The organism is Pseudomonas lini (genome assembly GCF_001042905.1).
Classification (GTDB): domain Bacteria; phylum Pseudomonadota; class Gammaproteobacteria; order Pseudomonadales; family Pseudomonadaceae; genus Aquipseudomonas; species Aquipseudomonas lini.
Genome location: NZ_JYLB01000003.1, coordinates 439,961 through 460,468, shown reverse-complemented (window position 1 = coordinate 460,468; position 20,508 = coordinate 439,961). Strand labels below are relative to the sequence as shown.

The following is a 20,508-nucleotide window of genomic DNA, read 5'->3' as shown; positions in this document are numbered from 1 at the left end:
CGGTACGTCAGGCAGATCACGTCGGCCGGACTCACGCCTGCTTCGCAATCGAACGCAGCCTTTGGCAGCGGCTACAAAGAGTGCGTCATGGCTGAAATTGCGTAACTGACTGGCATTGAATCGGGATCAATGTGGAATGGGATATGAGGCGGTGGGGGCGGGGTGTTTGGGGCAGTCAGAAACCTGACTACCCCAGACTACAACCTTGTCAGCAATACGCTGAAGAATAGAAGGGATGAACGTCGCAGCGGTTAATAGATGTCCTTGGAAAAGAGCGTGAAGGGGGTCTTGATCAGGATCTTGATGTCGAGCCACAACGACCAATTGTTGATGTAGTTGAGGTCGATCTCCACACGCTTTTGCATCTTGTCGAGGGTCTCGGTTTCGCCACGGCAGCCGCTGATCTGGGCGAGCCCGGTGATGCCCGGTTTGATTCGATGGCGGGCCATGTAAGCCTGAATCTTTCCGGTGTAGTAGTCGTTATGGGCAATCGCATGCGGCCGTGGCCCGACCAGCGCCATATGGCCTTGCAGCACGTTGAAGAACTGCGGCAGTTCATCGATGGACGTGCGTCGTATGAAGCGGCCGACCGGAGTAATGCGCGGGTCTTCACGCCCGGCCTGGCGGACTTGATGATCGTCGTGCAGGCGCATGGAGCGGAACTTCCAGACCTTGATGATCTTGCCGTTCCAGCCATGGCGCTCCTGTTTGAAGATAATCGGGCCTGGGGAGGAGATCTTCACCGCGACAGCGATTATCAGAAGCAGCGGACTGAAGCCGATCAGCGCCAGGGCGGCGAGACTTCGGTCCAGCAGCGTTTTGCTCAGCGCCGCTGTCGGGTAACTGGTCAGCGGGCTTTCATTGAGGTGGATGGCGGGCTGGCCATCCAGTTCGCTGACCGAGTGATTGAGCAACGTCATGCTGCCCAGGTCGGGAACCCAGACCACATCGACATTCGAGTCGAGAAGGTCGATGTACAGCGCTTCGACCTGTTTGGCTTCGCTCAAGGGCAGTGCGATGTACAACCGCCGGACATCGTGCACCCGGATCAGCTCGCGCAGTTCCTGCAACTGACCCACGATTCTGTGGGCATTGACGTTGGTAGACAGTTCGTTGGGTTTTGAGCTGATCAGACCGACCAGCGGGGGAAACTCGGTTTTGGCCAGTTTGTCTGCCAGATTCACCGCCAGTTGGTCGGTGCCGATAATCAGGGTGTTGTTTTGGCTGTGCAATTGCCGATGGTAGTGCCTGGAAAAACTGTGCAAAGGCAGGTACAGCAAGGCCTGTACGCAATAACCGGCCATAGCCCAGACCAGGATGATCTCCCGGGAGAACAATTCGCTGGTTTTGCTGATAAAGCCGATGCTGGTCAGGCCGGTCAGCGTCAGCAGCCACCCCAGCAGCAGTCGACCCAGGCCGGAAAGGTAACCATGCTGTTTGTGATAAACCAGCAGCAGGGAGTAGGAAGGGACCGAACCCAGGAAAGTAAGCACTGCCAGCACACGGTAATGGGCCTCTATTTCTCCTGTCTGATAGAGCGCCAGAGCAAATAACAACGCATTGACCGACGTGATGGCAACTATCCATTGCCCCCAGAAAGTCAGTCCTTTGGATATGCTGTTTCGATTAATACGATTATGTACCATCGCGGTGTCCCTCGGGCCTGCGCCACGTTGTGTATCAGTCGACGGTTAATAAATGGCAGCCACGCACAAAGGCTGAGCGAACGCGGTTCAGTCAGAAGTTATTTTTATTATTAGAAGGGGATAACGCGGGCTTATGGCTGGCCGTCCTGGCGTTGTTTTCAAGTCAGCTGATACGGTTGTCTCAGTGTCAGGTTTTTATACTAGTACCTAAATCTTTGTGTGTGTCTGACGAATTATAACGGCCATACTTTCAGAGGCCTTGTTATAAAAGGTCGTGCTCTTTTGTTAGGAGGATATCGCTCAATCGTCTATATAATTGCAGCATTCGATAAACGTTTGTCGGGTAGGCGAGGGATGAAACGGATTGGGCGCCAAGGGAGAGTTTATGGCGATATGCAGTGCAAGGAGGCAGGTCATGGATGTGGGTGTATCAGGTGAGGAGGGAAATCGCATTTATTGTTATTGTTATTGCGACCTCGCTCAGTAAGCGACTCTTATCCTTTGTGCCAGGCAGTAGCCTCGGTTTCTAACCGAGCGGACCAGCCGTTCTCCATTGGCTGCCGTCTTGAACTTTTTCTGCAACCGGCTCAGGCACATTTCAAGGCCGCTATATTGTTCCGGGTCTTTATCGATGCGTAGAATAAGATCGTTTTTGCTGAGTACCCGCCGATCACTGAGGACCAGTTGGGTGAGCATTAACGACTCGGTACCGGTCAATGGAATAGTGATATCTTCTTTGACCAATGTTCGATCGTCAGCATTAAACCACCAGATATCAGGATTGCCCTGAGACTCTTTAACCCGACTGACTGCCGAGATGAACTCTTCGTCGGCTACCGGCTTCTTGAGAAAGCCATCAACACCGAAGTGCGAAAAGTGATGGAGTTCTGAAGGTTCAGAGTTGGGCGTTATGAGGATGATTTCCGCATCTTTTTGATTTTTACGGATGAAACTGACATCGCTTAGCGATATGTCCGCCTGGTCGAGCAGGATGTGCGTGAATCGACTCTTTCGGATACGTTCGCTGCTGAGTTTACCTGACTCGATTTCAAAAGATAAATACAGGCGTTGTGCGAGAAGCGATTCGATTGCTTGTCGTGCCAGTTGGTCTCGGGTGAAAATCAGAAAGCTGTTATTCGGCGTATTCACAATAAGGTTCCTTCCTAGTCTGGTGAAATTTTCAAGACTTAAATAAGCTCGGTCGGTGAGTAATACCTCCCCTGAAAAAAGTCGAAGGGCATGCTGCGGGCCAGTGTGTGTAGTGCTTTGTGCTCCACGCGGTCCGCCACGAATTTGATCTTGCTGTCGTGGATCATCCCGCTCAGGCAGTCGTAAGATCTGTTGAAAAAGTCCTGGCTGTTTTCGACCATGATGTCGAAATTGGATTTGGTCAGGTCCACTTTTATGTAATCGAACAGCGCCAGGCTGATCAGTTTTTCGGTGCTGTCGTCGCTCAAATCAAAGCCATCGAAAGCGATCTCGATCCCATTGTCTTTTAATAGGTGAATGTGATTGATAATAGTTCTTTTTTCTTTCAGGTTGAACGACAGGAACGAACTGCTGTTAATGCTGGGGATTAGCTGTTGCTCATGCTTTTTGAGTACCGCTTGAGCATCGTTCATTTCCTTGATTAGCGCTTTATCCAATAAGGCAGATTGATTCATGGTCACGAACAGTTTGTTTGGCGCCGGTGCGGAATGGGAAGGCGCGGCCTCAATCTGTGAGAGGGCACTCAATTGGATCCGAGTCAGGACTTCGTAATAAGTCGCCAGTGGATGATCGGAATGCAGTTGTTGATACCCCTTGTTCAGCGGTGCTTCCTGTTTGGTCGCTTTGGCATAAATTTCGCTGCCGAACAGTTCATCGTTTCGTTTCAGAATCGATTGCCTGAAGAATACCAATGCGAAGTTTTCGTGCACGATAGCTTGCCTGCTGGGCTCCATGACCTAGTCCTTTAAGAGTGAAAGTTTGTTTGATTGACTGATACGACTCCTCGAAGCAGTCGATAGCCATAACCACGAACACTGTGAATGATGTTAATGCCAAAGTGTTTTTTGATTTTATTTCGAAGCCGGCTTATGGATTTCTCCAAGACGCGTGAGTCGTAGAGTTTTATATTCAAACCCATGGATTCGGCCATACTATCATGGTGCAGGATATTGCCTTCTGCGTTAATAAGTGCATCCAGGGCTTTCATTTCCTGATAGGCCAGATCCAGTTTGTATTCATCGTTATATAAGTGCAGGCATGTTTGGTCCAGGGTCAACTTGACACTGGGTTGCCATTCAGGAGTTTCGAGCAACTCTGAGAGTAACCTGGCTTTTTCATCCTGATCGTTAGGTACATTGATGCAGTGGTCGGCTCCGGCCAGGTAGCATTCAATTTTAGCGTGCGGAGAGCGATAGTTGATTGCAACAATAATGGCCAGTTCTGTCGGATTCGTGCGTAACTTCTTGATCAGCGCCAGGCAGTCATTAAGTATCGAGGGGCTTTCAATATCGATCAGTACGGTATCGAGTGTTTGTGTTTCGATATCCAGGCTTGGCGGGTTTGGATAATCTAATGTATAAACATGTGTGAGATTGGGTACAAATAATTGTCGAAGTTTCTCTGTCGAGCGCCAAGTGCGCCCAATAGCGAGAATACCCCTCTGGCTATTTTCGATTTTGCTCTCAGTACTCATCATGTGAATTACTCATATGTGCTGGCGTTGCAATCTTAATACACAAAATACTGACGTTATCTGACTTTTTATAACATTTCCCGTCGTGAACACACGTCACTCCATCCTCGGTAGTTTTAGCTGATTCAATGACATAGGCAAATGCCGAGGCTTAGGCCCATTTGTTTTTGTGATATCGGGCTTAGTTGGTACGCCCCTTTCAGTCGGACTAGACTCTTTAGGTTGACTTTTCTATAAGCAATACAGGCGCGATGGCTAATTGCCCATCTGGCTGCAGAACGAAGCACAACTGAGGAAGTCTTGCGTATGAACTGTGCGGATGCCCGCATTTTTGAAAATTTGAGTTGATTTATAAGGATATTCCACTGTGTTCTAGGGTGATGTAGGTGCACGTTGGGGAGGCGATCAGTACAGCGACTGCCTCTTTTTAGGGCGAATGAGAGGAGGACTATATTAATTGAGTGTTTTGGCATTATATTCGTAATATTTGTGTCTGGGGGGATTCGTGATGTGTAGTAATTCTGTTTGGCTATTGAAAAAAAATTCCCAAAGTTGATATTAAAGCGCCAGTAAATTTATGTACTAACCGGGGGGAGCCCTGTCACTGATCCTTTTCGCAATTAATCATCCACGCCACACCAAACCGATCGACCAGCATCCCGAAACGAGCCGCCCAGAATGTCGCCTCCAGCGGCATTTGAATACTGCCGCCTTCCGCCAATGCAGCAAACACCCGCTCTGCCTCCGCCACACTGTCGACATTCAACGAAACCGAACAACCGCTCATGCCAGTGGTGGGGCGATCAGGTGTGGTGTCCGACCCCATGATTGCCTGGTCTGCGACCAGCAGGCGCGTATGAATGATCAGGTCATGGCAGTCCGTTGGAACATGGTCGCGAGCCGGAGTTTCGCCGAAGGTCATCATTACTTCTATCTGGCCTGGCAGGCTTTTGGCGTAGAACGTGAAGGCGGCCTTGCATTCACCGTTGAAGATCAAGTAGGGATTGATTTTCATGTTTTGCTCCCGATTATGGAGAGGGCACATCGGCTGGACGTTCAGGTTCGTCCTCGAATCCCGATGGGCATTGACTCCCCATATCAAAGCGCTAAAACGTAGCGAGTGAGGGTGTTTTTTTAGATGTTTTTACGATGGGCGTGGCCAGCTTTATCGCGTCCTGTCCCCGTAGAGTGGATGGCTCATTCCACGTACTGTAGAACCTGCCGCGCTCCTCTGACGTCCGCCACCGAGTCCATCGCCCTATGCCTGTCCTGACCCGTTTTGCCTCTTTGCTCGACCAGGCGAGACGTGCCTTGTTGCTGGTCTGGGGAACATCCCGTGGGCTGTTTCTGGGGTTGGTGCTGGCGACCCTGATTGCCGGTGTGTTGCCGGCGCTGGCGGCTTGGTTGGGGCAGCGGATTGTCGACGCCGTAGTCAACGCCATGCAGTTGCACACGCAGCAGGGCAGTGCGCCGTTATGGCCGGTTGTGCGATATGTGTTGTTCGAAGCGGGCGTGCTTGCATTGCTGTCCGGGACACAGCGCGCACTGTCGGTTCAGCAGTCGCTGTTGCGGGTGCAGTTGGGGCAGAAGGTCAATACGATGATACTGGAGAAGGCCCAGACGTTATCGTTGGTTCAGTTCGAGAATTCGGAGTTCTACGACAAGCTGGTACGGGTGCGGCGCGAGGCATCGACCCGGCCGCTGGCGCTGGTGATGAAGTCGCTGGGGCTGATCCAGAACCTGATCGTGTTGATCAGCTTCGGTGTCTTGCTGGTGCATTTTTCGCCGTGGGCGCTGGTGCTGCTGGTAGTTGGGGCGTTGCCGGTGTTCTTTGCCGAGGCGCACTTTTCCGGGGATGCCTTTCGCCTGTTCACGCGCCGGGCGCCGGAGAGTCGGCAGCAGAATTACATCGAGACGCTGCTCTCCCATGAGGGCTATATCAAAGAGGTAAAGCTGTTCGGCTTCGCGCCGCTGCTGTTGAAGCGTTATCGGGACACGTTTGCTCGTCTCTATGCCGAAGACCGGCGCCTGACGCTGCGTCGCGATGGCTGGGGTTTTGTACTGGGGCTGCTGGGCACCGCTGCGTTTTATCTGGCCTATGCCTGGGTCGTGGTCGATACCGTTCACGGCAACATCAGCCTTGGGCAAATGACCATGTACCTGGTGCTGTTCAAGCAGGGGCAGGCGGCCGTGAGCAGCAGCTTGAGCGCGATCAGTGGTCTCTACGAGGATGGCCTTTACCTGTCGAGCCTCTACGAGTATTTGGCCGAACCGGTTATTGCCGATAGCGGAAGTCTTACCGTGGGCGCGATGCCCGGCGATGGTTTGCGTTTCGAGAACGTTGGTTTCCGTTATCCGGGGGCGAGCCACGCCGCTTTGCAGGGCATCGATCTGCACCTGCTGCCGGGCCGCAGCGTCGCCCTGGTAGGGGAAAACGGTTCGGGGAAAACCACGCTGATCAAGTTGCTGACTCGGCTGTATCGCCCCGATCAGGGCCGTATTTTGCTGGACGGCAGCGATTTGCAGTCCTGGGACGAAGAGGCGCTGAGACGGCGCATCGGCGTGATCTTCCAGGACTACATTCGCTATCAGTTCTCCGTGGGCGAGAACATCGGTGTGGGCGATACGTTGGCGTTCAACGATCAAGCACGTTGGCAGCAAGCGGCCGCCGAGGGCATGGCTGCGCCCTTCATCGAGCGTCTGGATCGCGGTTACGCGACGCAGTTGGGCCGGTGGTTTGCCGGTGGGCAGGAGCTGTCCGGTGGGCAATGGCAAAAGATCGCCTTGTCTCGTGCCTACATGCGCCGCGACGCCGATATCCTGATTCTGGATGAGCCGACCTCAGCCCTGGACCCGGCGGCGGAAGCGGCGGTGTTCGAGCATTTCAGTCAACACACCGAAGGCCGCATGACGTTGCTGATTTCTCACCGCTTCTCCAGCGTGCGCAATGCCGACCACATCATCGTGCTGGACCAGGGGGCGATTCTTGAGCGAGGCGATCACGACAGCCTGGTCGCTGCGGGCGGGCGCTATGCGCAGTTGTTCAACGTGCAGGCTCGTGGTTATCGGTAGCGCCTCAATCCCCTGTGGGAGCGGGCTTGCTCGCGAAGGCGTCGGGTCAGCCAATATTAATGTTGAATGACACACCGCCTTCGCGAGCAAGCCCGCTCCCACAGGGAGGGCTTTAGTGCTCATCAGACTTTATGGCATCTTCGGCAACTCCTGCGGCCGTAAATCAAACACCAAAACCTCGGCATCCACGCCATTGCTCAAGGTCAGCACTTGCTCCTCACGCACCCGCACACCATCACCTTCCTGCAACTGCACGCCGTTCAACTCGACACTGCCACGCGCCACATGCACATAGGCGTAGCGATTGCTGGCCAGTTCCAGCGTGGCGCTTTCCTTGCCATCGATCAGGCCGGCATACACTCGCGCATCCTGCCGAACTTTCAGCGAACCGTTGGCCCCGTCAGGGGAGATGATCAGCTGCAAGCGCCCGCGTTTTTTCTGCGTGCTGAAGTGCTCTTGCTGGTAACGCGGTTTGGCGCCGCTGACCTCCGGCACGATCCAGATTTGCAGGAAGTGCACCGGGCGTGTTGTGGAGTGATTGTATTCACTGTGTGCAACGCCGCTGCCGGCGCTCATCAATTGCACATCGCCGGGACGGATCACCGAACCGGTGCCCAGGGTGTCCTTGTGTTCCAGAGCCCCTTCGAGCACATAGGAAAAAATCTCCATGTCGCGGTGCGGGTGCTGGCCAAAACCTTTGCCGGCCGCCACGCGGTCGTCGTTGATCACCAGCAGGTCGGAAAAACCCTGCTCCCGCGGGTTGCGGTAATTGGCGAAGGAGAAGGTATGGAATGACTTCAGCCAACCGTGATTGGCCGCGCCGCGATCCGAAGCTTTACGAAGGGTCAGCATGATGAAATCTCCTGTCAGGACATGAATTCGTCCGAGTGAGGAGAAGGTTAATGTTTACCGTTTGGTGCAATAAGTAGATGGAAATTGAAATACTGTCTCTTTCAAGTTGACAGTTTTTGACGCGAGTTCACGTATTCTTGTTGTTACATTTGGCCATAATGCTCAGCGCTGCTGACGCTATGTTCCTTCTTCTCTGATATCAGTGATGTCCAATCCATGAAAACCGTGGCAATGGTGCTGTTCCCCGACTTTCTTCTGCTCGACATGGCCGGTCCCATGGAGGTGTTTTCGATCGCCAATCGTTATCTGGATTCGGCGGACCGTTACGAGCTGTCGACCATCGGCACCGAGCCGGGTGCGCTGCGAGCCTCAAACGGCGTCAAGGTTCAGGCCGATTTGCACATCGATCAGGCGAACGAGCGCTATGACTTGTTACTGGTGCCAGGTGGGCCGGGAGCCTACAACGAAAAACATCCACCGCTGCTCGAATGGCTTCAGGGCGCCGTCAACCGCGCAAACTGTTATGGGTCGATCTGCACCGGCGCGTTCGTGCTCGGGCATGCCGGGTTGCTGGACGGTTATCGCGTGACCACTCACTGGCATTACACCGAACGCCTGATCAAAGGCTTTCCCAAGGCCACTGTCGAGACCGATCAGATTTTCGTGCAGGACCGCAATCTCATCACCTCCGGCGGTGTCACGGCTGGCATCGATCTGGCGCTCGCGGTGGTTGCCGAAGACCATGGCAAAAAAGTCGCTCAGGATGTCGCCAAGGTGTTGCTGGTGGTGATGAAACGCCAGGGCGGGCAGGCGCAGTTCAGCCCCTTGATGGCGGCGGTCGCGCCCCATGAAACGCCGATCACCCGGGTGCAGAACCATGTGCTCGAACACCTCGATGAAGCGTTCAGCATCGAACGCATGGCCAGTCTGGTGAACATGAGTGCGCGGCACTTCGCCCGGGTTTTCGCCCGGGAAGTGAACATGACACCGATGGAGTTTCTGCAAAGCGCGCGCATCGATTGCGCCAGGAATCTGCTGGAAACCAGCGACCTGCCGCTCAAGACCGTGGCCTATAAAAGTGGCTTTGGCAGTGTGCGGCATATGCGTTTTCTGTTCAGTGAAAAGCTCGGCCTGACCCCCACTCAATACCGCGAACAGTTCAGTTAGAGGGGCGTTGTCCGTCACGCGCACCGTGATGGCCGTGACGCTCCTCCCGTGGCCGTTGTACCGACACCCATGCCTGCCAAGATACCCGTGAACTCTTTGCCATGGAGGTGCGGGAACCTGGATGGATGGGCGCGATGGGTTTTGCGGTACCTTGAGCCGGGCCAGGTTTTCAGCGCATGAACGTGCATGAACAGCCTCAGAAGTATAAATAGCGATGCGGTGCTGCGGTTCGGGCCCTACGCGTTTCACCTGCGTCAGCGATTGATCCTGGAGGGTGATCGCTCACTGCGCATGGGCGGACGAGCCCTGGATATTTTGCAGGTGTTGGTCGAACGCGCCGGCTCAGTGGTGAGCAAGGAGTCCCTGATTGCTCACGTCTGGCCGACCTCGGTGGTGGAGGAAATCAACCTGCGCGTGCACATTGCCGCGCTGCGTCGGGCACTTGGCGATGGCCAGAACGGGCAGCGCTACATCGTCAATATTCCCCAGCGCGGCTACAGCTTCATCGCCCCGGTACAACGCGACCGGACAGGCACGCTGGTACCCGTCGAGACGGAGCACAAGCCTCAACACAATCTGCCTGCGCGGCTCACCCCGGTGACCGGTCGCGACTCGATCATCGGCAGTGTGGTCCGGCAGTTGCCGGTTCGACGTCTCATGACCCTGATGGGGCCCGCCGGCATTGGCAAAACTACCGTGGCGTTGCGCGTGGCCGAGTTGCTGTTGCAGCACTATCAGGATGGTGTCTGGAGGGTTGATCTGGCGGCCATCGATGACCCGGCGCAACTCGTCAAGCATCTGTCGCGCACGCTGGAACTGGATGTCGGCGGGACACTGCTGGGGCAACGGCATGCCTTGGTGGTGCTCGACAATTGCGATCACCTGCTCGAATGCTGTCGAGCAGTGGTGGATAATCTGCTGGCCTCGGCGCCACGGCTATCGATCCTGGCCACCAGTCGCGAACCACTGCAAGCGGCGGGGGAAACGCTGATGCGTTTACCGGCCCTGGCGGTGCCGCCAGCCTCAGCGATATACAGCGTGGCCGAGGCCATGGATTATTCGGCGGTGCAACTGTTGGTCAGCCGCGCCCGAGCCCGTCAGCAAGGGTTTACCCTGCGCCAACAGGATCTCAAGGCCGTGCGCGAAATCTGTCGGCGGCTCGACGGCTTGCCCTTGGCCATTGAACTGGCGGCGGCGCAGATCGATGCGTTGGCGCTGGTGGGGCTGCAAGCGCAACTTGGCAACTGTTTGCAGTTGTTGACTCAAGGCCGACGCACCGCTCTGCCACGGCATCAGAGTCTGAAAGCTGCCTTGGACTGGAGCTATGAACAGCTGAGCCCGTTGGAGCAGATCGTGTTGCAGCGGCTGGCGGTGTTCAAGATGGCGTTCACCCTGGATGCGGCGATTGGCGTGATCAGTGGCGCGATGCTGCTGCCCGCAAGCCTGGTCAACGTGGTGGAGAGTCTGGCGAATAAATCGCTGCTGTCGGTGGAGCAGGGTAACGGCGTGACCCGCTACCGTTTCCTCAATACCACGCGCGCCTACGCCCTGGAGAAGCTCGAACACAGCGGTTACTTGCGCGCCTTCGAACTGCGTTATGAACGCTACATCAGCCGGGCCCACTGGGCATCAATCGGGCAGGTCGCGCTGCAACTCGTCGAGTAACCGCCGGACTTTTGTCAGGTCCGGTGTGGCGAAGCCTTCGGTGAAACGCTGGTAAATCGGCGCCAGTAGCTCATGGGCTTGCCGGAAATGGCCCTGACGCTGCCACAACTGGGCCAGTGATGTCGCGCTGCGCAGTTCCCAGGCCAGCGCTCCCTGGGTTTTTGCTACGGCTAACGCCTTGAGCAGCACCGCCTCGGCCGCGCCGATGCTGCTCGGGCAATCTCCTGCCAGTAACGCGTCGGCCCGGGCCCGCAGAATCTCCGCCGTGCTCCAGCCCGCCGCGCCATTTTCGGCCCGTTCCAGCAACGCATCATCGATGAAACGGCTGTCCAGTGTGACCATGATTTCCTTGATCAACCCGGTGTCTGGTCGCGGGGACGCGGGCATCTGGGCAACGTCGATCACCTGCGCGTAATGTTTGGCCCACGTGTAGAACAGCAGCACCGAGTGTTTCTTCGCCTGCTCAAGCAGCAGGTTCAGGAGCTCGCGGGCGACCGGGGTGTCGCCGTTGTAATGAGCGATCAGGCAACCGGCCAGCGCCAGGGTATAGCAGATGGACGTGCCATGATTGATCTGCATCGCGATGTCGAGCGCCTGTCGTGCAGTGCGCCAGGCTTTTTCCGGGTGTCCTTGCAACCAGAGAATGCGCGCCAGAATCGTCAGGGCTGCGACGCTCTGATCGTAATGCACACCAAAGCAGTAGCTGAAGCGGTTGAGGTGACCGCTCTGGGCCAGGCATTGAATGACCTGTTCGACATTCTCCCGCGCCAGAGGCTGATCCCCGGCAAAGTGCAGGGCCAGAACCCGCAAGCGTTGGGTGCTGAGGGCCAACACCGCGTCACCGTGCAACCCCAACCGCTCGAATTGTCGGCTCTGCTCCAGGGCCTGTTGGTAGTGGCCGCAACTGAGATCAACCGCCAAGTGCCCGGAAATCGCTTTGAGCTGACCGGCCACATCGTTGCAGCGTTCAGCCAGGTGTTTGGCGCTGACGAACGCTTCGACCGCTTCGGCGCTACTGCCCAGGGTGTGGTAGCAGGAGCTGCCGAGGGCAAGCTTGAGGGTTATGGTCACACGCGGGCAGGGCTGATGCGTCGCTTCGAGCAAGGCCAACGCTTTGCGCACATACACGCCGTGCTCCTTGAGCAGCGACAGTTCCTGCCAGAGCGGCGTCGAGGTCGCGGCGAGACGGATCGCCAAGGGCTGTGGTCCTTGAGCGTTCAAGCCCCAATCGAGTGCAGAACGAATATCTCCCAGGCTGCGGGCGTAACGCTCGGTCCAGCGCTCGCTCGAGATCTGCTCCCAGTCGTTCTGGGCTTGCTGCATCAACACGAGGCAGCGTTCGGCATGGCGCTGGCGGGTATCCGGCAGTTCTTGGGCCTGGGCGAGTTTTTCCAGTGCATAGCCACGTGTGGTGTCGAGCAGACGGTAGAACACTTCTTCGTCGCCGACTTCCACGTTCAGCAATGACTTTGCGACCAATTGGGTGATCGAGGAAAACACCATCCCGGGCTCGATGTGCTGGCCGACAATCACGGCGGCGGCAGATTCCAGCGTGAAACCGCCCCGGAACAGGCTCAATCGACGCAGGCAGGTTTGCTCGCAGGCGCTGAGCAGTTCAAAGCTCCAATCCAGTGTCGCGCGCAGGGTTTGATGGCGGCCAAAATTCGTTTGGCAGCCTTGGGTGAGCAGGCGAAAGCTGCCTTGCAGTTGCGACAGCAACCCACTCAATCCCAGGCTGCCCACTTGCGCTGCCGCCAGTTCGATGGCCAGCGGTATGCCGTCCAGCCGCCGGCAGATTTCAATCGCCAGCGGCAGTTCGGCTTCGCTCAGTTCGAAGCAGTCGTGGCTGGCCATCGCCCGCTCGACAAATAACTGCAGCGCCGAAAACGTCAGGGCCTGGGCGCGGTCGAGCACGGCGATGGGCGGCGGGCAGTCCAGTGATTCCAGGCGCTGCACGAACTCACCTTCGGCCCGCAGGCTCTCGCGGCTGGTGGCCAGAATATGCACCTGGGGCGCCGCGCGCAGGATGCTTTCGCTGAGTAACGCAATGGCGTCGATTAGGTGTTCGCAATTGTCGATGACTAGCAGCATCTGCCGTTCGCGCAGGAGCCTGGCGAGACCGTTCATGGGTTCGGCGTCGTGCAAGGACAAATTTAGCAGCGCTGCCAGGTGCGTGGTGATCATTGAAGGGTCGTTGATCGGTGCCAGGTCCAGCAGGCGAATGCCGTCTCGGTAGCGGCCGATCAATTGTTCGGCAACGCGCAGTGCCACCGTGGTCTTGCCGATTCCGCCGGGGCCCACGAGGGTGATGAAACGCTGCCGCGCCAGTTGCGCCATCAGGCTGTCGACCAGAGCCTGGCGGCCGATCATGCGGGTCCGACGGATCGGCAGGTTATGCCGGCTCGGTCCATTTGCGGCGCTTTTCGGGCTTTGCTCGACGTGCTCCACAGAGAACGGCGCGACAAAACTGTACCCGCGCTGGGCAACGGTGACGATGTAGCGCTGGCCGGCCTGACCGTCACCGAGGGCTTTGCGCAGCGCCGCCATGTGCACCCTCAGGTTGATGTCTTCCACCACGCTTTTGGGCCAGACCCGAGCGATCAGTTGCTGCTTGCTCACCACCTGCCCGGCGTGTTCCAGCAGGATCAACAGAATGTCCATGGCGCGCCGACCCAGGCGCAAGGGCTGGTCGGCCTCCATCACCAGGCGTTGTCCGGGGTAGATCCGGTAAGGGCCGAAATGGATGGCCTGTTCGGGAGAAAGGGTCAACGGGTCACTCCTGCTTGCAGCCGTCTATCACGCGGTATCCGGGCATATTCCTCAGGTTTTTTCGGCAGCGCAACGCAGCGTTGAGCACCTGGTGGCAGCGCGTATCGGTCGCTGCATTCAGGCCAGTGCCGGCCGGTCCCGTATTTATTGGGCGCGATGCCGCTGAAGGCGCAGCGAAATCCATTGGCGCACCATTGAAAATTAACAACGTTTAACTCGTCCTGCATCCGGTCTACGCTCAAAAATCCATCCCTTCAAGTTCAACCGAAGGCACTGACCTTCTTGCAACAAAAAGCGTGCCGAAAAAAGGATGAACACTTCTGGAGGAACCGGAATGAGCAACGTGGTGGTGGTCTATCACAGTGGCTACGGGCACACCCGGGTCATGGCCGAAGCCGTGGGCCAGGGTGTGGAACGGCACCTGGGCAGCACCTGTCGGCTGATTCCGGTCGAGGAAGTGGATGAGCACTGGGAACGTTTGCACCGTGCTGATGCAATCATCTTTGGCGCCCCGACTTACATGGGCAGTGCCTCGTCGGCCTTCAAGGGTTTCATGGAAGCCACCGCATCGTTTTACCTGGCCCAGCCCTGGCGCGACAAACTCGCCGCCGGGTTTACCAATTCCGGCTGCCTGTGCGGCGACAAGCTCAACACCTTGCTGCAGATGACCGTGTTCGCCGCCCAGCACTCGATGATCTGGGTCGGCCTCGACCTGCTGCCGGCGCGCAGCAGCATGGGCCTGTTCGATGGGCAGTTGAATCGGCTCGGCAGTTCGCTGGGAGCCATGGCGCAGTCGAACGTCGAACAATCTCCCGACCTTGCACCGCCGCCCGAAGACCGCCGCACCGCCGCGCATCTAGGCGAGCGGGTGGCACGCCTGGCCGAACGAATGGCCCGCACCTCTTATTAACCGCCGCAAAATCCATGCATGAGGAGACATCACCATGAGTACCTTTACCACTCGAGACGGTACCGAGATTTACTACAAGGACTGGGGCACCGGTCAGCCGATCGTCTTCAGCCACGGTTGGCCATTGAACGCCGACAGCTGGGAGTCACAGATGATCTTCCTGGCTTCCAAAGGCTACCGGGTCATTGCCCATGATCGCCGTGGTCACGGTCGTTCGAGCCAGCCATGGTTCGGCAATGAAATGGACACTTACGCCGATGACCTGGCGCAACTGATCGAGCATCTGGATCTGCAAAACGCCGTGCTGTTCGGCTTCTCCACCGGCGGTGGCGAAGTGGCGCGCTACATCGGTCGCCACGGCACCGGTCGGGTGGCCAAGGCCGGGCTGATTTCCTCGGTGCCGCCGTTGATGCTCAAGACCGAGACCAACCCCGGCGGCTTGCCGCTGGAAGTGTTCGATGGTATTCGTCAGGCGTCCCTGGTCGACCGTTCGCAGCTGTACAAGGATCTGGCCAGCGGTCCGTTCTTTGGCTTCAATCGCCCAGGTGCCAAGCCGTCCCAAGGCATGATCGACTGGTTCTGGCTGCAGGGCATGATGTCCGGCCACAAGAACGCGTATGACTGCATCAAGGCGTTCTCCGAAACCGACTTTACCGAAGACCTGAAGAAGTTCGACGTGCCGACCCTGGTGGTGCATGGCGACGACGACCAGGTCGTGCCGATCGAAGCCGCCGGCATCGCCGCGGCGAAACTGGTCAAGGGCTCCACATTGAAAGTCTACCCGGGAGCACCCCACGGCCTGACCGACACCCACAAGGATCAACTCAACGAAGATCTGCTGGCGTTCATCAAGGGCTGATCGAGATCAAAAGATCGCAGGCTGCGCCAGCGCCTACAGGGTTAAGTGAACTCCTGTAGGCGCTGGCGAAGGCTGCGATCTTTTGCTGTTGAGAGAGGGCAGAGCGCGCACGGTCCGACACCGCCAGGCAAACGGAGAAACGCCTTCGCTGCGGGTGAAGATATGGGAAAAATGAGCCTGATCGCAGAAGCCGCATTCCAGGCTGATTTGCGTCAGGGTCAGGTCGGTGTTCTGGATCAACTGCTTGGCCCGGGCGATGCGTTCCCGGCGAATCCAGTCCTGCGGCGAGAGGCCGGTGCTGCACTTGAACGCACGGGAAAAATGACTGCGCGACAGGGCGCACGCCCGTGCCAGTTCAGTCACTTCCAGGGTTTCACCGAGGTGATCGAGGATCAACTGCTTGGCCAGATTTTCACGCCAGGGGCTGAGCCCGCCAGTGGGTTTTTTTCGCGTTTCAGTGGAGGACGCGCTGATCGCGTTTTGCTGAAAGTGAGCCATGGCCAATGTCCGTGTCGGAGGGCGCGCGCGGGTGCGCTGCACGGTAAGTCAGCACGTTCCCTCTGAAAAAAAGGTCTGCGCAGAGGGCTTCATTCTTGGTCGCGGGAGCTTTGGCTTGCGAGTTAAACGTTGTTAATTCCGCGGTCAGGCCAAGCGTGAAAAAGCCTCAACTGAGCACATCGCTGCAATCGCGCCAACGCAGGGCCGTGCAAGATTGACGACGTGTAGCGGCCTGGACAGGGCCGAATTTTCTGGCTCGATCAAGGGTGATCTCATGAAGCATTCCCACGTTTGCATGCTTGGCGGACTTGGCTTGGCATTGGCGGTGATGTCTGGCACCAGCCTGGCCCAGGCACCGGCTCAGGTGAACACTCAGGTGCCCGGTTATTACCGGCTCGCGGTGGGCGACTACGAGGTGACGGCGTTGTTTGATGGCTACAACGACCTGTCGCCCAAACTGCTCGACGGTCTGACTCAAAACCAGATCCGCGCGTTACTGGCTCGTCGTTCGATTGAAACACCGGGGGTGCAAACCGCCTTCAATGCGTTTCTGGTGAACACCGGCAAACAATTGATCCTGGTGGATACCGGGGCGGGGCAGTGCATCGGTGCCACGGCGGGTCAGCTGTCGGCGAACATCAAAGCCGCCGGTTATCAGCCAGAACAGGTCGATACCATCCTGCTCACGCACTTGCATCTGGATCATGTGTGCGGGTTGGTGGACGGGCAGCAAAAACCGGTGTTCGCCAATGCAACGGTCTATGCGGCCAAGGCCGAAGCCGATTACTGGCTTGACCCTCAGGCGATGGTCAAGGCGCCGGCCGGTGCCAAGGAGTTTTTCAAGATCGCTCAGGACTCCACCGCGCCGTATATCGCGGCCGGCCGTTTCAAGACCTTTGCTGCCGGGCAGTCGCCAGTGCCGGGCGTTGTCGATGCCGAGCTGGAGGCCGGGCACACACCGGGCAGTACCACGTATCGGTTCAACTCCCAAGGCCAGAGTATTCTGTTCATGGGCGATCTGGTGCATAACCTGGCGGTGCAGTTCGAGCATCCCGAGGTATCGATTCGTTTCGACGTCGACAGCCAACAAGCGATCAAGAGTCGCGCCAAAGTTTTCAGCGATGCGGCGGCCAGCAAGATCTGGGTCACGGCGGCGCATTTGCCGTTTCCGGGTGTCGGCCATATCACCGCAGTGGACAAGCATTTCCAGTGGGTACCCATCGAGTACGGGCCTTACAAACGAGCGGCGAAAGTGCCGATGATCGAGTAAAGTCCGACAGACTCGCGCCTGGCTGAACACCAAAGGAACCCTGCCCATGAACCGTAACGATCTGCGCCGCGTCGACATGAACTTGCTGGTGATTTTCGAAGCCCTGATGTTCGAAAAGAACCTGACCCGTGTCGCCGAAAAACTCTTCATGGGCCAACCCGCGGTGAGCGCCGCACTGGGGCGGTTGCGTGATTTGTTCGACGATCCGTTGTTGCTGCGCAACGGTCGCGGGATGGAGCCGACGGCACGGGCGTTGGCGATTCTCAAGGAGCTGCAACCGGCGATGGACACCATCTCGGGGGCGGTCAGCCGTGCCAAGGAGTTCGACCCGACGACCAGCTGCGATGTATTTCGCATCGGGCTGTCGGACGATGCCGAGTTTGGTCTGTTTCCTCCGTTGCTCCGGCAACTGCAAGAAGAGGCGCCGGGAATCGTGGTCGTGGTGCGCCGAGCCAATTATCTGCTGATGCCGGCATTGCTGGCCTCCGGCGAAATCTCGGTAGGCGTCAGCTACACCACCGATCTGCCGGCCAACGCCAAACGCAAGAAGCTGCGCGACATCCCCTGCAAAGTACTGCGCGGCGACAACCGGCCAGAACCACTGACCCTGGACGATTACTGTGCGCGGCCCCATGCGATGGTGTCGTTTTCCGGTGACCTGACCGGCAACATCGATGTGGATTTGGCCAAGGTCGGGCGCACGCGACGCGTTGTACTTGGGGTGCCGCAATTCAGTGGGTTACGCGCGTTGCTCGCCGGCACCGAGATGATCGCCACTGTCCCCGATTACGCGGCCTGCGCGTTGGTTGAGGGATGCGCCTTGCGCGCCGAAGATCCACCGTTTCCCATCGATGCTGCGCAATTGTCGATGGCCTGGAGCGGGGTGCACGACAATGATCCGGCGGAGCGCTGGTTAAGGTCGCGGATCAGTCAGTTCATGTCGGTGGCGCTGGATATTCCGGTGGTTTAAGGCTGCAAATACAGGTCTCAAAACGCCGCAGGCCCTGTGGGAGCGGGCTTGCCCGCGATGGCGTCGGGTCAGTCGACATCACTGTTGAATGACACACCCTATTCGCGAGCAAGCCCGCTCCCACAGGGGAATGTGTGTTGATTCGACGGCTGTGTTTAATAGTGTTTAGCGTTACTTCCTGAAAGCTACAGATCCTTGCGCCGTTGCCTACGACTACGCCAGAATCCGCCGGCTTGTGCGCTTTGGGTTTGGTCTTTATCGTTTCCGCATCGCTGCCAATCAGCGATCGGGTTTAGCGACTCGGACTAATCAAAGTGCATCAGTGCCAGACTTTATTGCCGACTTTTGACGTCTGCAATTGCGTTATGGTGGCTGTATGCGGGAGACCCTCGGGTCTACCGGGTGCCTTTGACCGGTTCGCTAACCTGCATACAGTCGCCACCCTCATTTGTTTAGCGACAGGTTCTGGTGGTGCTATTGTCCAAAGGAGATTCACTATGTTCAAACCAACACCGAACCCGCCGCAAACCGATCCAACATCCCCCTACGATCCCCTCGATCCCAAAAAACTCAACGAAGCCGCCGAGCGTGCTCTCGATCACTACCTCAAACCGTCCGCCTCCAAGACTGCGCGCAAACCGAGCACGATTTATACCGTTGCCCCAGGCATCGACATCGAAGAGCTACTGGCCAATGCCAGCGAATCCTTTGCCTCGGCCAAGGTGATCGCCAGTGACTGTGCCGGGTTTCTGGAGGGGCCGCAGCGCAATACGATACTGGGCGTCGCGCAGCTCATCATGCTGGGTGAACTGGCTGTGAGTCGGGCGCTGGATAGTCTGGAATTGAAGGCAGCCCCGGCCGTCTGACCGGATTCAATACGAAACGGCCTTCGGGCCGTTTTTTGTGCCTGAGCAGTAGTGAACACGCACAAAACCCTGTGGGAGCGGGCTTGCTCGCGAAGACGGCGGCACAGTAAACATTGATGTTGCCTGACCCACCGCTTTCGCGAGCAAGCCCGCTCCCACAGGGTTTTGTGTCGTTTGGGCGTTCAATGCACTCGCAAAGAGAGCACGTACATTCAATTTTTCCCCACCCCTTGGCGGCACTATTCAGGCCAGTGATTGAACAAGGGTGAGCCATGAACGCTTCGCAACGGGATGAACAGGCGCGGGATGTCGGGCTGCTGTTTTTGCGGGTCAGTGGCGGTCTGTTTCTGCTGTGGGTTCACGGCTTGCCCAAGCTGCTGGACTTCAGTGCGCAGCTGCAACTGATCGAAGATCCTTTCCACCTTGGTGCCCACCTCACCCTGAGCTTGGCGATTTTCGCCGAAGTACTGTGCCCGTTGCTGATTGTCGCCGGTGTGCTGGCGCGGCTGGCGTGCTTGCCTATTCTGTTTGTGCTGCTGGTGGCGCTGTTGATTGTGCATCCGCAATGGAGTGTGGCCGAAGGGCAGTTTGGCTGGCTGCTGTTGATCCTTTTCACCAGCATCTTCATCGCCGGGCCCGGTCGGCTGGCGCTCAATATCCGTTTCGCCGGAGCCTTCCGTTATGCCTGATTCCAATCGATTCGAAGAAGTCGTGACCCTGATCGTCAAGCACCGGATCAAGGCCGGTTTTGAAGTCCCTTATGAGGCCTGGCTGCGCAACATCGTCAGTGTCGCGGGGCAGAGCGACGGGCATTTGGGCGTGGATGTGATTCGCGGCAAGAACGGTGGCCTTCACATGTTCACCTGCGTGCTGCGTTTTTGCTCGACCGAGGCAATGCAGCGCTGGCTCGACTCGCCGCAACGCCAGGCACTGGTCGACGAAGCCGCGCCGATGCTGGCCGACGGCGACCAGACCGAGGTCAACCCGGTCAATGAATTCTGGTTCTCACCGCTGGCTGAGGCTGGTTTGCCACCGCCGCGCTGGAAGCAGGCCGTGGTGACGTTGTTGGTGATCCTGCCGCACACCTTGCTGGTGCCGCTGCTCTGGGGGCCGCTGTTGCAGCTCAATGCCTTCCTGTCCAACTACGTGGTCGCCACTTTCCTGATCACCCTGACCATTGTGCTGTCGGTGGTGTACGTCTTTATGCCGCTGGCCACGCGCCTGTTCGCGCCGTGGCTGGAAGCCGGCCGGTCCCATTCCACACAGCCTTAAGGAAACGCG

The 20,508-nt window shown here is 57.5% G+C and carries 18 protein-coding genes; 10 read left to right on the top strand and 8 right to left on the bottom strand.

Going from position 1 to position 20,508, the window contains the following annotated elements:
- Positions 1-251 precede the first annotated feature (251 nt).
- The 5 genes from TU81_RS10775 to TU81_RS10755 form a co-directional block, all read right to left on the bottom strand.
- A complete protein-coding gene (locus tag TU81_RS10775; protein WP_038978354.1) occupies positions 252-1,646 on the bottom strand; it encodes an undecaprenyl-phosphate glucose phosphotransferase in 1,395 nt (464 codons plus the stop codon).
- A gap of 480 nt (positions 1,647-2,126) precedes the next feature.
- Positions 2,127-2,795, bottom strand: coding sequence for a winged helix-turn-helix domain-containing protein (locus TU81_RS10770; RefSeq protein WP_007900813.1), 669 nt, complete (start codon positions 2,793-2,795; stop codon positions 2,127-2,129).
- Between the two features lie 38 nt (positions 2,796-2,833).
- A complete protein-coding gene (locus TU81_RS10765) occupies positions 2,834-3,589 on the bottom strand; it encodes an EAL domain-containing protein (RefSeq protein WP_048395022.1) in 756 nt (251 codons plus the stop codon).
- Between the two features lie 11 nt (positions 3,590-3,600).
- Positions 3,601-4,332: a winged helix-turn-helix domain-containing protein gene (locus TU81_RS10760; RefSeq protein WP_038978356.1), complete on the bottom strand. Its 732-nt coding sequence runs from the start codon at positions 4,330-4,332 to the stop codon at positions 3,601-3,603.
- A gap of 598 nt (positions 4,333-4,930) precedes the next feature.
- The gene (locus TU81_RS10755) at positions 4,931-5,344 is read right to left on the bottom strand and encodes a VOC family protein (protein ID WP_038978357.1); all 414 of its coding nucleotides are present in this window, start codon (positions 5,342-5,344) and stop codon (positions 4,931-4,933) included.
- A 245-nt stretch (positions 5,345-5,589) separates the two neighbouring features.
- On the opposite strand from TU81_RS10755, the gene TU81_RS10750 reads away from it, so the two are divergent.
- Positions 5,590-7,401 carry an ABC transporter ATP-binding protein gene (locus TU81_RS10750; protein ID WP_048395019.1) on the top strand — a complete coding sequence of 604 codons (1,812 nt, stop codon included), beginning with the start codon at positions 5,590-5,592 and terminating at the stop codon, positions 7,399-7,401.
- Positions 7,402-7,530: 129 nt separating this feature from the next.
- Here TU81_RS10750 and TU81_RS10745 read toward each other — a convergent pair whose 3' ends face one another.
- The gene (locus TU81_RS10745; RefSeq protein WP_048395018.1) at positions 7,531-8,253 is read right to left on the bottom strand and encodes a pirin family protein; all 723 of its coding nucleotides are present in this window, start codon (positions 8,251-8,253) and stop codon (positions 7,531-7,533) included.
- Between the two features lie 216 nt (positions 8,254-8,469).
- On the opposite strand from TU81_RS10745, the gene TU81_RS10740 reads away from it, so the two are divergent.
- Both TU81_RS10740 and TU81_RS10735 read left to right on the top strand, forming a co-directional pair.
- Positions 8,470-9,420: a GlxA family transcriptional regulator gene (locus TU81_RS10740; protein WP_048395017.1), complete on the top strand. Its 951-nt coding sequence runs from the start codon at positions 8,470-8,472 to the stop codon at positions 9,418-9,420.
- A 186-nt stretch (positions 9,421-9,606) separates the two neighbouring features.
- Complete coding sequence (locus tag TU81_RS10735; protein ID WP_048395016.1) at positions 9,607-11,085, top strand: ATP-binding protein; 1,479 nt, start codon at positions 9,607-9,609, stop codon at positions 11,083-11,085.
- On the opposite strand, the gene TU81_RS10730 is transcribed toward TU81_RS10735, so the two are convergent.
- The gene (locus TU81_RS10730) at positions 11,050-13,854 is read right to left on the bottom strand and encodes an ATP-binding protein (protein ID WP_048395015.1); all 2,805 of its coding nucleotides are present in this window, start codon (positions 13,852-13,854) and stop codon (positions 11,050-11,052) included. The genes TU81_RS10735 and TU81_RS10730 overlap by 36 nt on opposite strands.
- Before the next feature lie 334 nt (positions 13,855-14,188).
- On the opposite strand from TU81_RS10730, the gene TU81_RS10725 reads away from it, so the two are divergent.
- Entirely contained in the window at positions 14,189-14,764 is a 576-nt protein-coding gene (locus TU81_RS10725) for a flavodoxin family protein (RefSeq protein WP_038978363.1), read from the top strand.
- A 34-nt stretch (positions 14,765-14,798) separates the two neighbouring features.
- The gene (locus tag TU81_RS10720; RefSeq protein ID WP_048395013.1) at positions 14,799-15,623 is read left to right on the top strand and encodes an alpha/beta fold hydrolase; all 825 of its coding nucleotides are present in this window, start codon (positions 14,799-14,801) and stop codon (positions 15,621-15,623) included.
- 33 nt (positions 15,624-15,656) lie between these two features.
- Here the strand turns inward: TU81_RS10720 and TU81_RS10715 are convergent, their stop codons facing one another.
- Positions 15,657-16,121, bottom strand: a complete 465-nt coding sequence (locus tag TU81_RS10715) for a helix-turn-helix domain-containing protein (RefSeq protein WP_048395012.1) — start codon at positions 16,119-16,121, stop codon at positions 15,657-15,659.
- A gap of 274 nt (positions 16,122-16,395) precedes the next feature.
- Here TU81_RS10715 and TU81_RS10710 point away from each other — a divergent pair, with 274 nt between their 5' ends.
- The 5 genes from TU81_RS10710 to TU81_RS10690 all read left to right on the top strand — a co-directional run bounded on the left by TU81_RS10710 (position 16,396) and on the right by TU81_RS10690 (position 20,499).
- A complete protein-coding gene (locus tag TU81_RS10710; RefSeq protein WP_048395011.1) occupies positions 16,396-17,391 on the top strand; it encodes an MBL fold metallo-hydrolase in 996 nt (331 codons plus the stop codon).
- A 46-nt stretch (positions 17,392-17,437) separates the two neighbouring features.
- Entirely contained in the window at positions 17,438-18,361 is a 924-nt protein-coding gene (locus TU81_RS10705) for a LysR family transcriptional regulator (RefSeq protein WP_048395010.1), read from the top strand.
- Positions 18,362-18,858: 497 nt separating this feature from the next.
- Positions 18,859-19,227 (top strand): DUF6124 family protein, encoded by a 369-nt coding sequence (locus tag TU81_RS10700; RefSeq protein ID WP_048395009.1) that lies wholly within the window; start codon positions 18,859-18,861, stop codon positions 19,225-19,227.
- A gap of 272 nt (positions 19,228-19,499) precedes the next feature.
- Positions 19,500-19,916, top strand: a complete 417-nt coding sequence (locus TU81_RS10695) for a DoxX family protein (protein WP_048395008.1) — start codon at positions 19,500-19,502, stop codon at positions 19,914-19,916.
- Positions 19,909-20,499: an antibiotic biosynthesis monooxygenase gene (locus TU81_RS10690; protein WP_048395006.1), complete on the top strand. Its 591-nt coding sequence runs from the start codon at positions 19,909-19,911 to the stop codon at positions 20,497-20,499. The genes TU81_RS10695 and TU81_RS10690 overlap by 8 nt, the downstream gene beginning before the upstream one ends.
- Positions 20,500-20,508: the final 9 nt, after the last annotated feature.

Coding starts and splice junctions, on each gene's coding strand:
- TU81_RS10750 (WP_048395019.1), top strand. CDS start 5,590: ATGCCTGTCCTGACCCGTTTTGCCTCTTTGCTCGACCAGGCGAGACGT.
- TU81_RS10720 (WP_048395013.1), top strand. CDS start 14,799: ATGAGTACCTTTACCACTCGAGACGGTACCGAGATTTACTACAAGGAC.
- TU81_RS10705 (WP_048395010.1), top strand. CDS start 17,438: ATGAACCGTAACGATCTGCGCCGCGTCGACATGAACTTGCTGGTGATT.
- TU81_RS10735 (WP_048395016.1), top strand. CDS start 9,607: ATGAACAGCCTCAGAAGTATAAATAGCGATGCGGTGCTGCGGTTCGGG.
- TU81_RS10695 (WP_048395008.1), top strand. CDS start 19,500: ATGAACGCTTCGCAACGGGATGAACAGGCGCGGGATGTCGGGCTGCTG.
- TU81_RS10755 (WP_038978357.1), bottom strand. CDS start 5,344: ATGAAAATCAATCCCTACTTGATCTTCAACGGTGAATGCAAGGCCGCC.
- TU81_RS10725 (WP_038978363.1), top strand. CDS start 14,189: ATGAGCAACGTGGTGGTGGTCTATCACAGTGGCTACGGGCACACCCGG.
- TU81_RS10760 (WP_038978356.1), bottom strand. CDS start 4,332: ATGATGAGTACTGAGAGCAAAATCGAAAATAGCCAGAGGGGTATTCTC.
- TU81_RS10710 (WP_048395011.1), top strand. CDS start 16,396: ATGAAGCATTCCCACGTTTGCATGCTTGGCGGACTTGGCTTGGCATTG.
- TU81_RS10690 (WP_048395006.1), top strand. CDS start 19,909: ATGCCTGATTCCAATCGATTCGAAGAAGTCGTGACCCTGATCGTCAAG.
- TU81_RS10715 (WP_048395012.1), bottom strand. CDS start 16,121: ATGGCTCACTTTCAGCAAAACGCGATCAGCGCGTCCTCCACTGAAACG.
- TU81_RS10775 (WP_038978354.1), bottom strand. CDS start 1,646: ATGGTACATAATCGTATTAATCGAAACAGCATATCCAAAGGACTGACT.
- TU81_RS10745 (WP_048395018.1), bottom strand. CDS start 8,253: ATGCTGACCCTTCGTAAAGCTTCGGATCGCGGCGCGGCCAATCACGGT.
- TU81_RS10700 (WP_048395009.1), top strand. CDS start 18,859: ATGTTCAAACCAACACCGAACCCGCCGCAAACCGATCCAACATCCCCC.
- TU81_RS10740 (WP_048395017.1), top strand. CDS start 8,470: ATGAAAACCGTGGCAATGGTGCTGTTCCCCGACTTTCTTCTGCTCGAC.
- TU81_RS10765 (WP_048395022.1), bottom strand. CDS start 3,589: ATGGAGCCCAGCAGGCAAGCTATCGTGCACGAAAACTTCGCATTGGTA.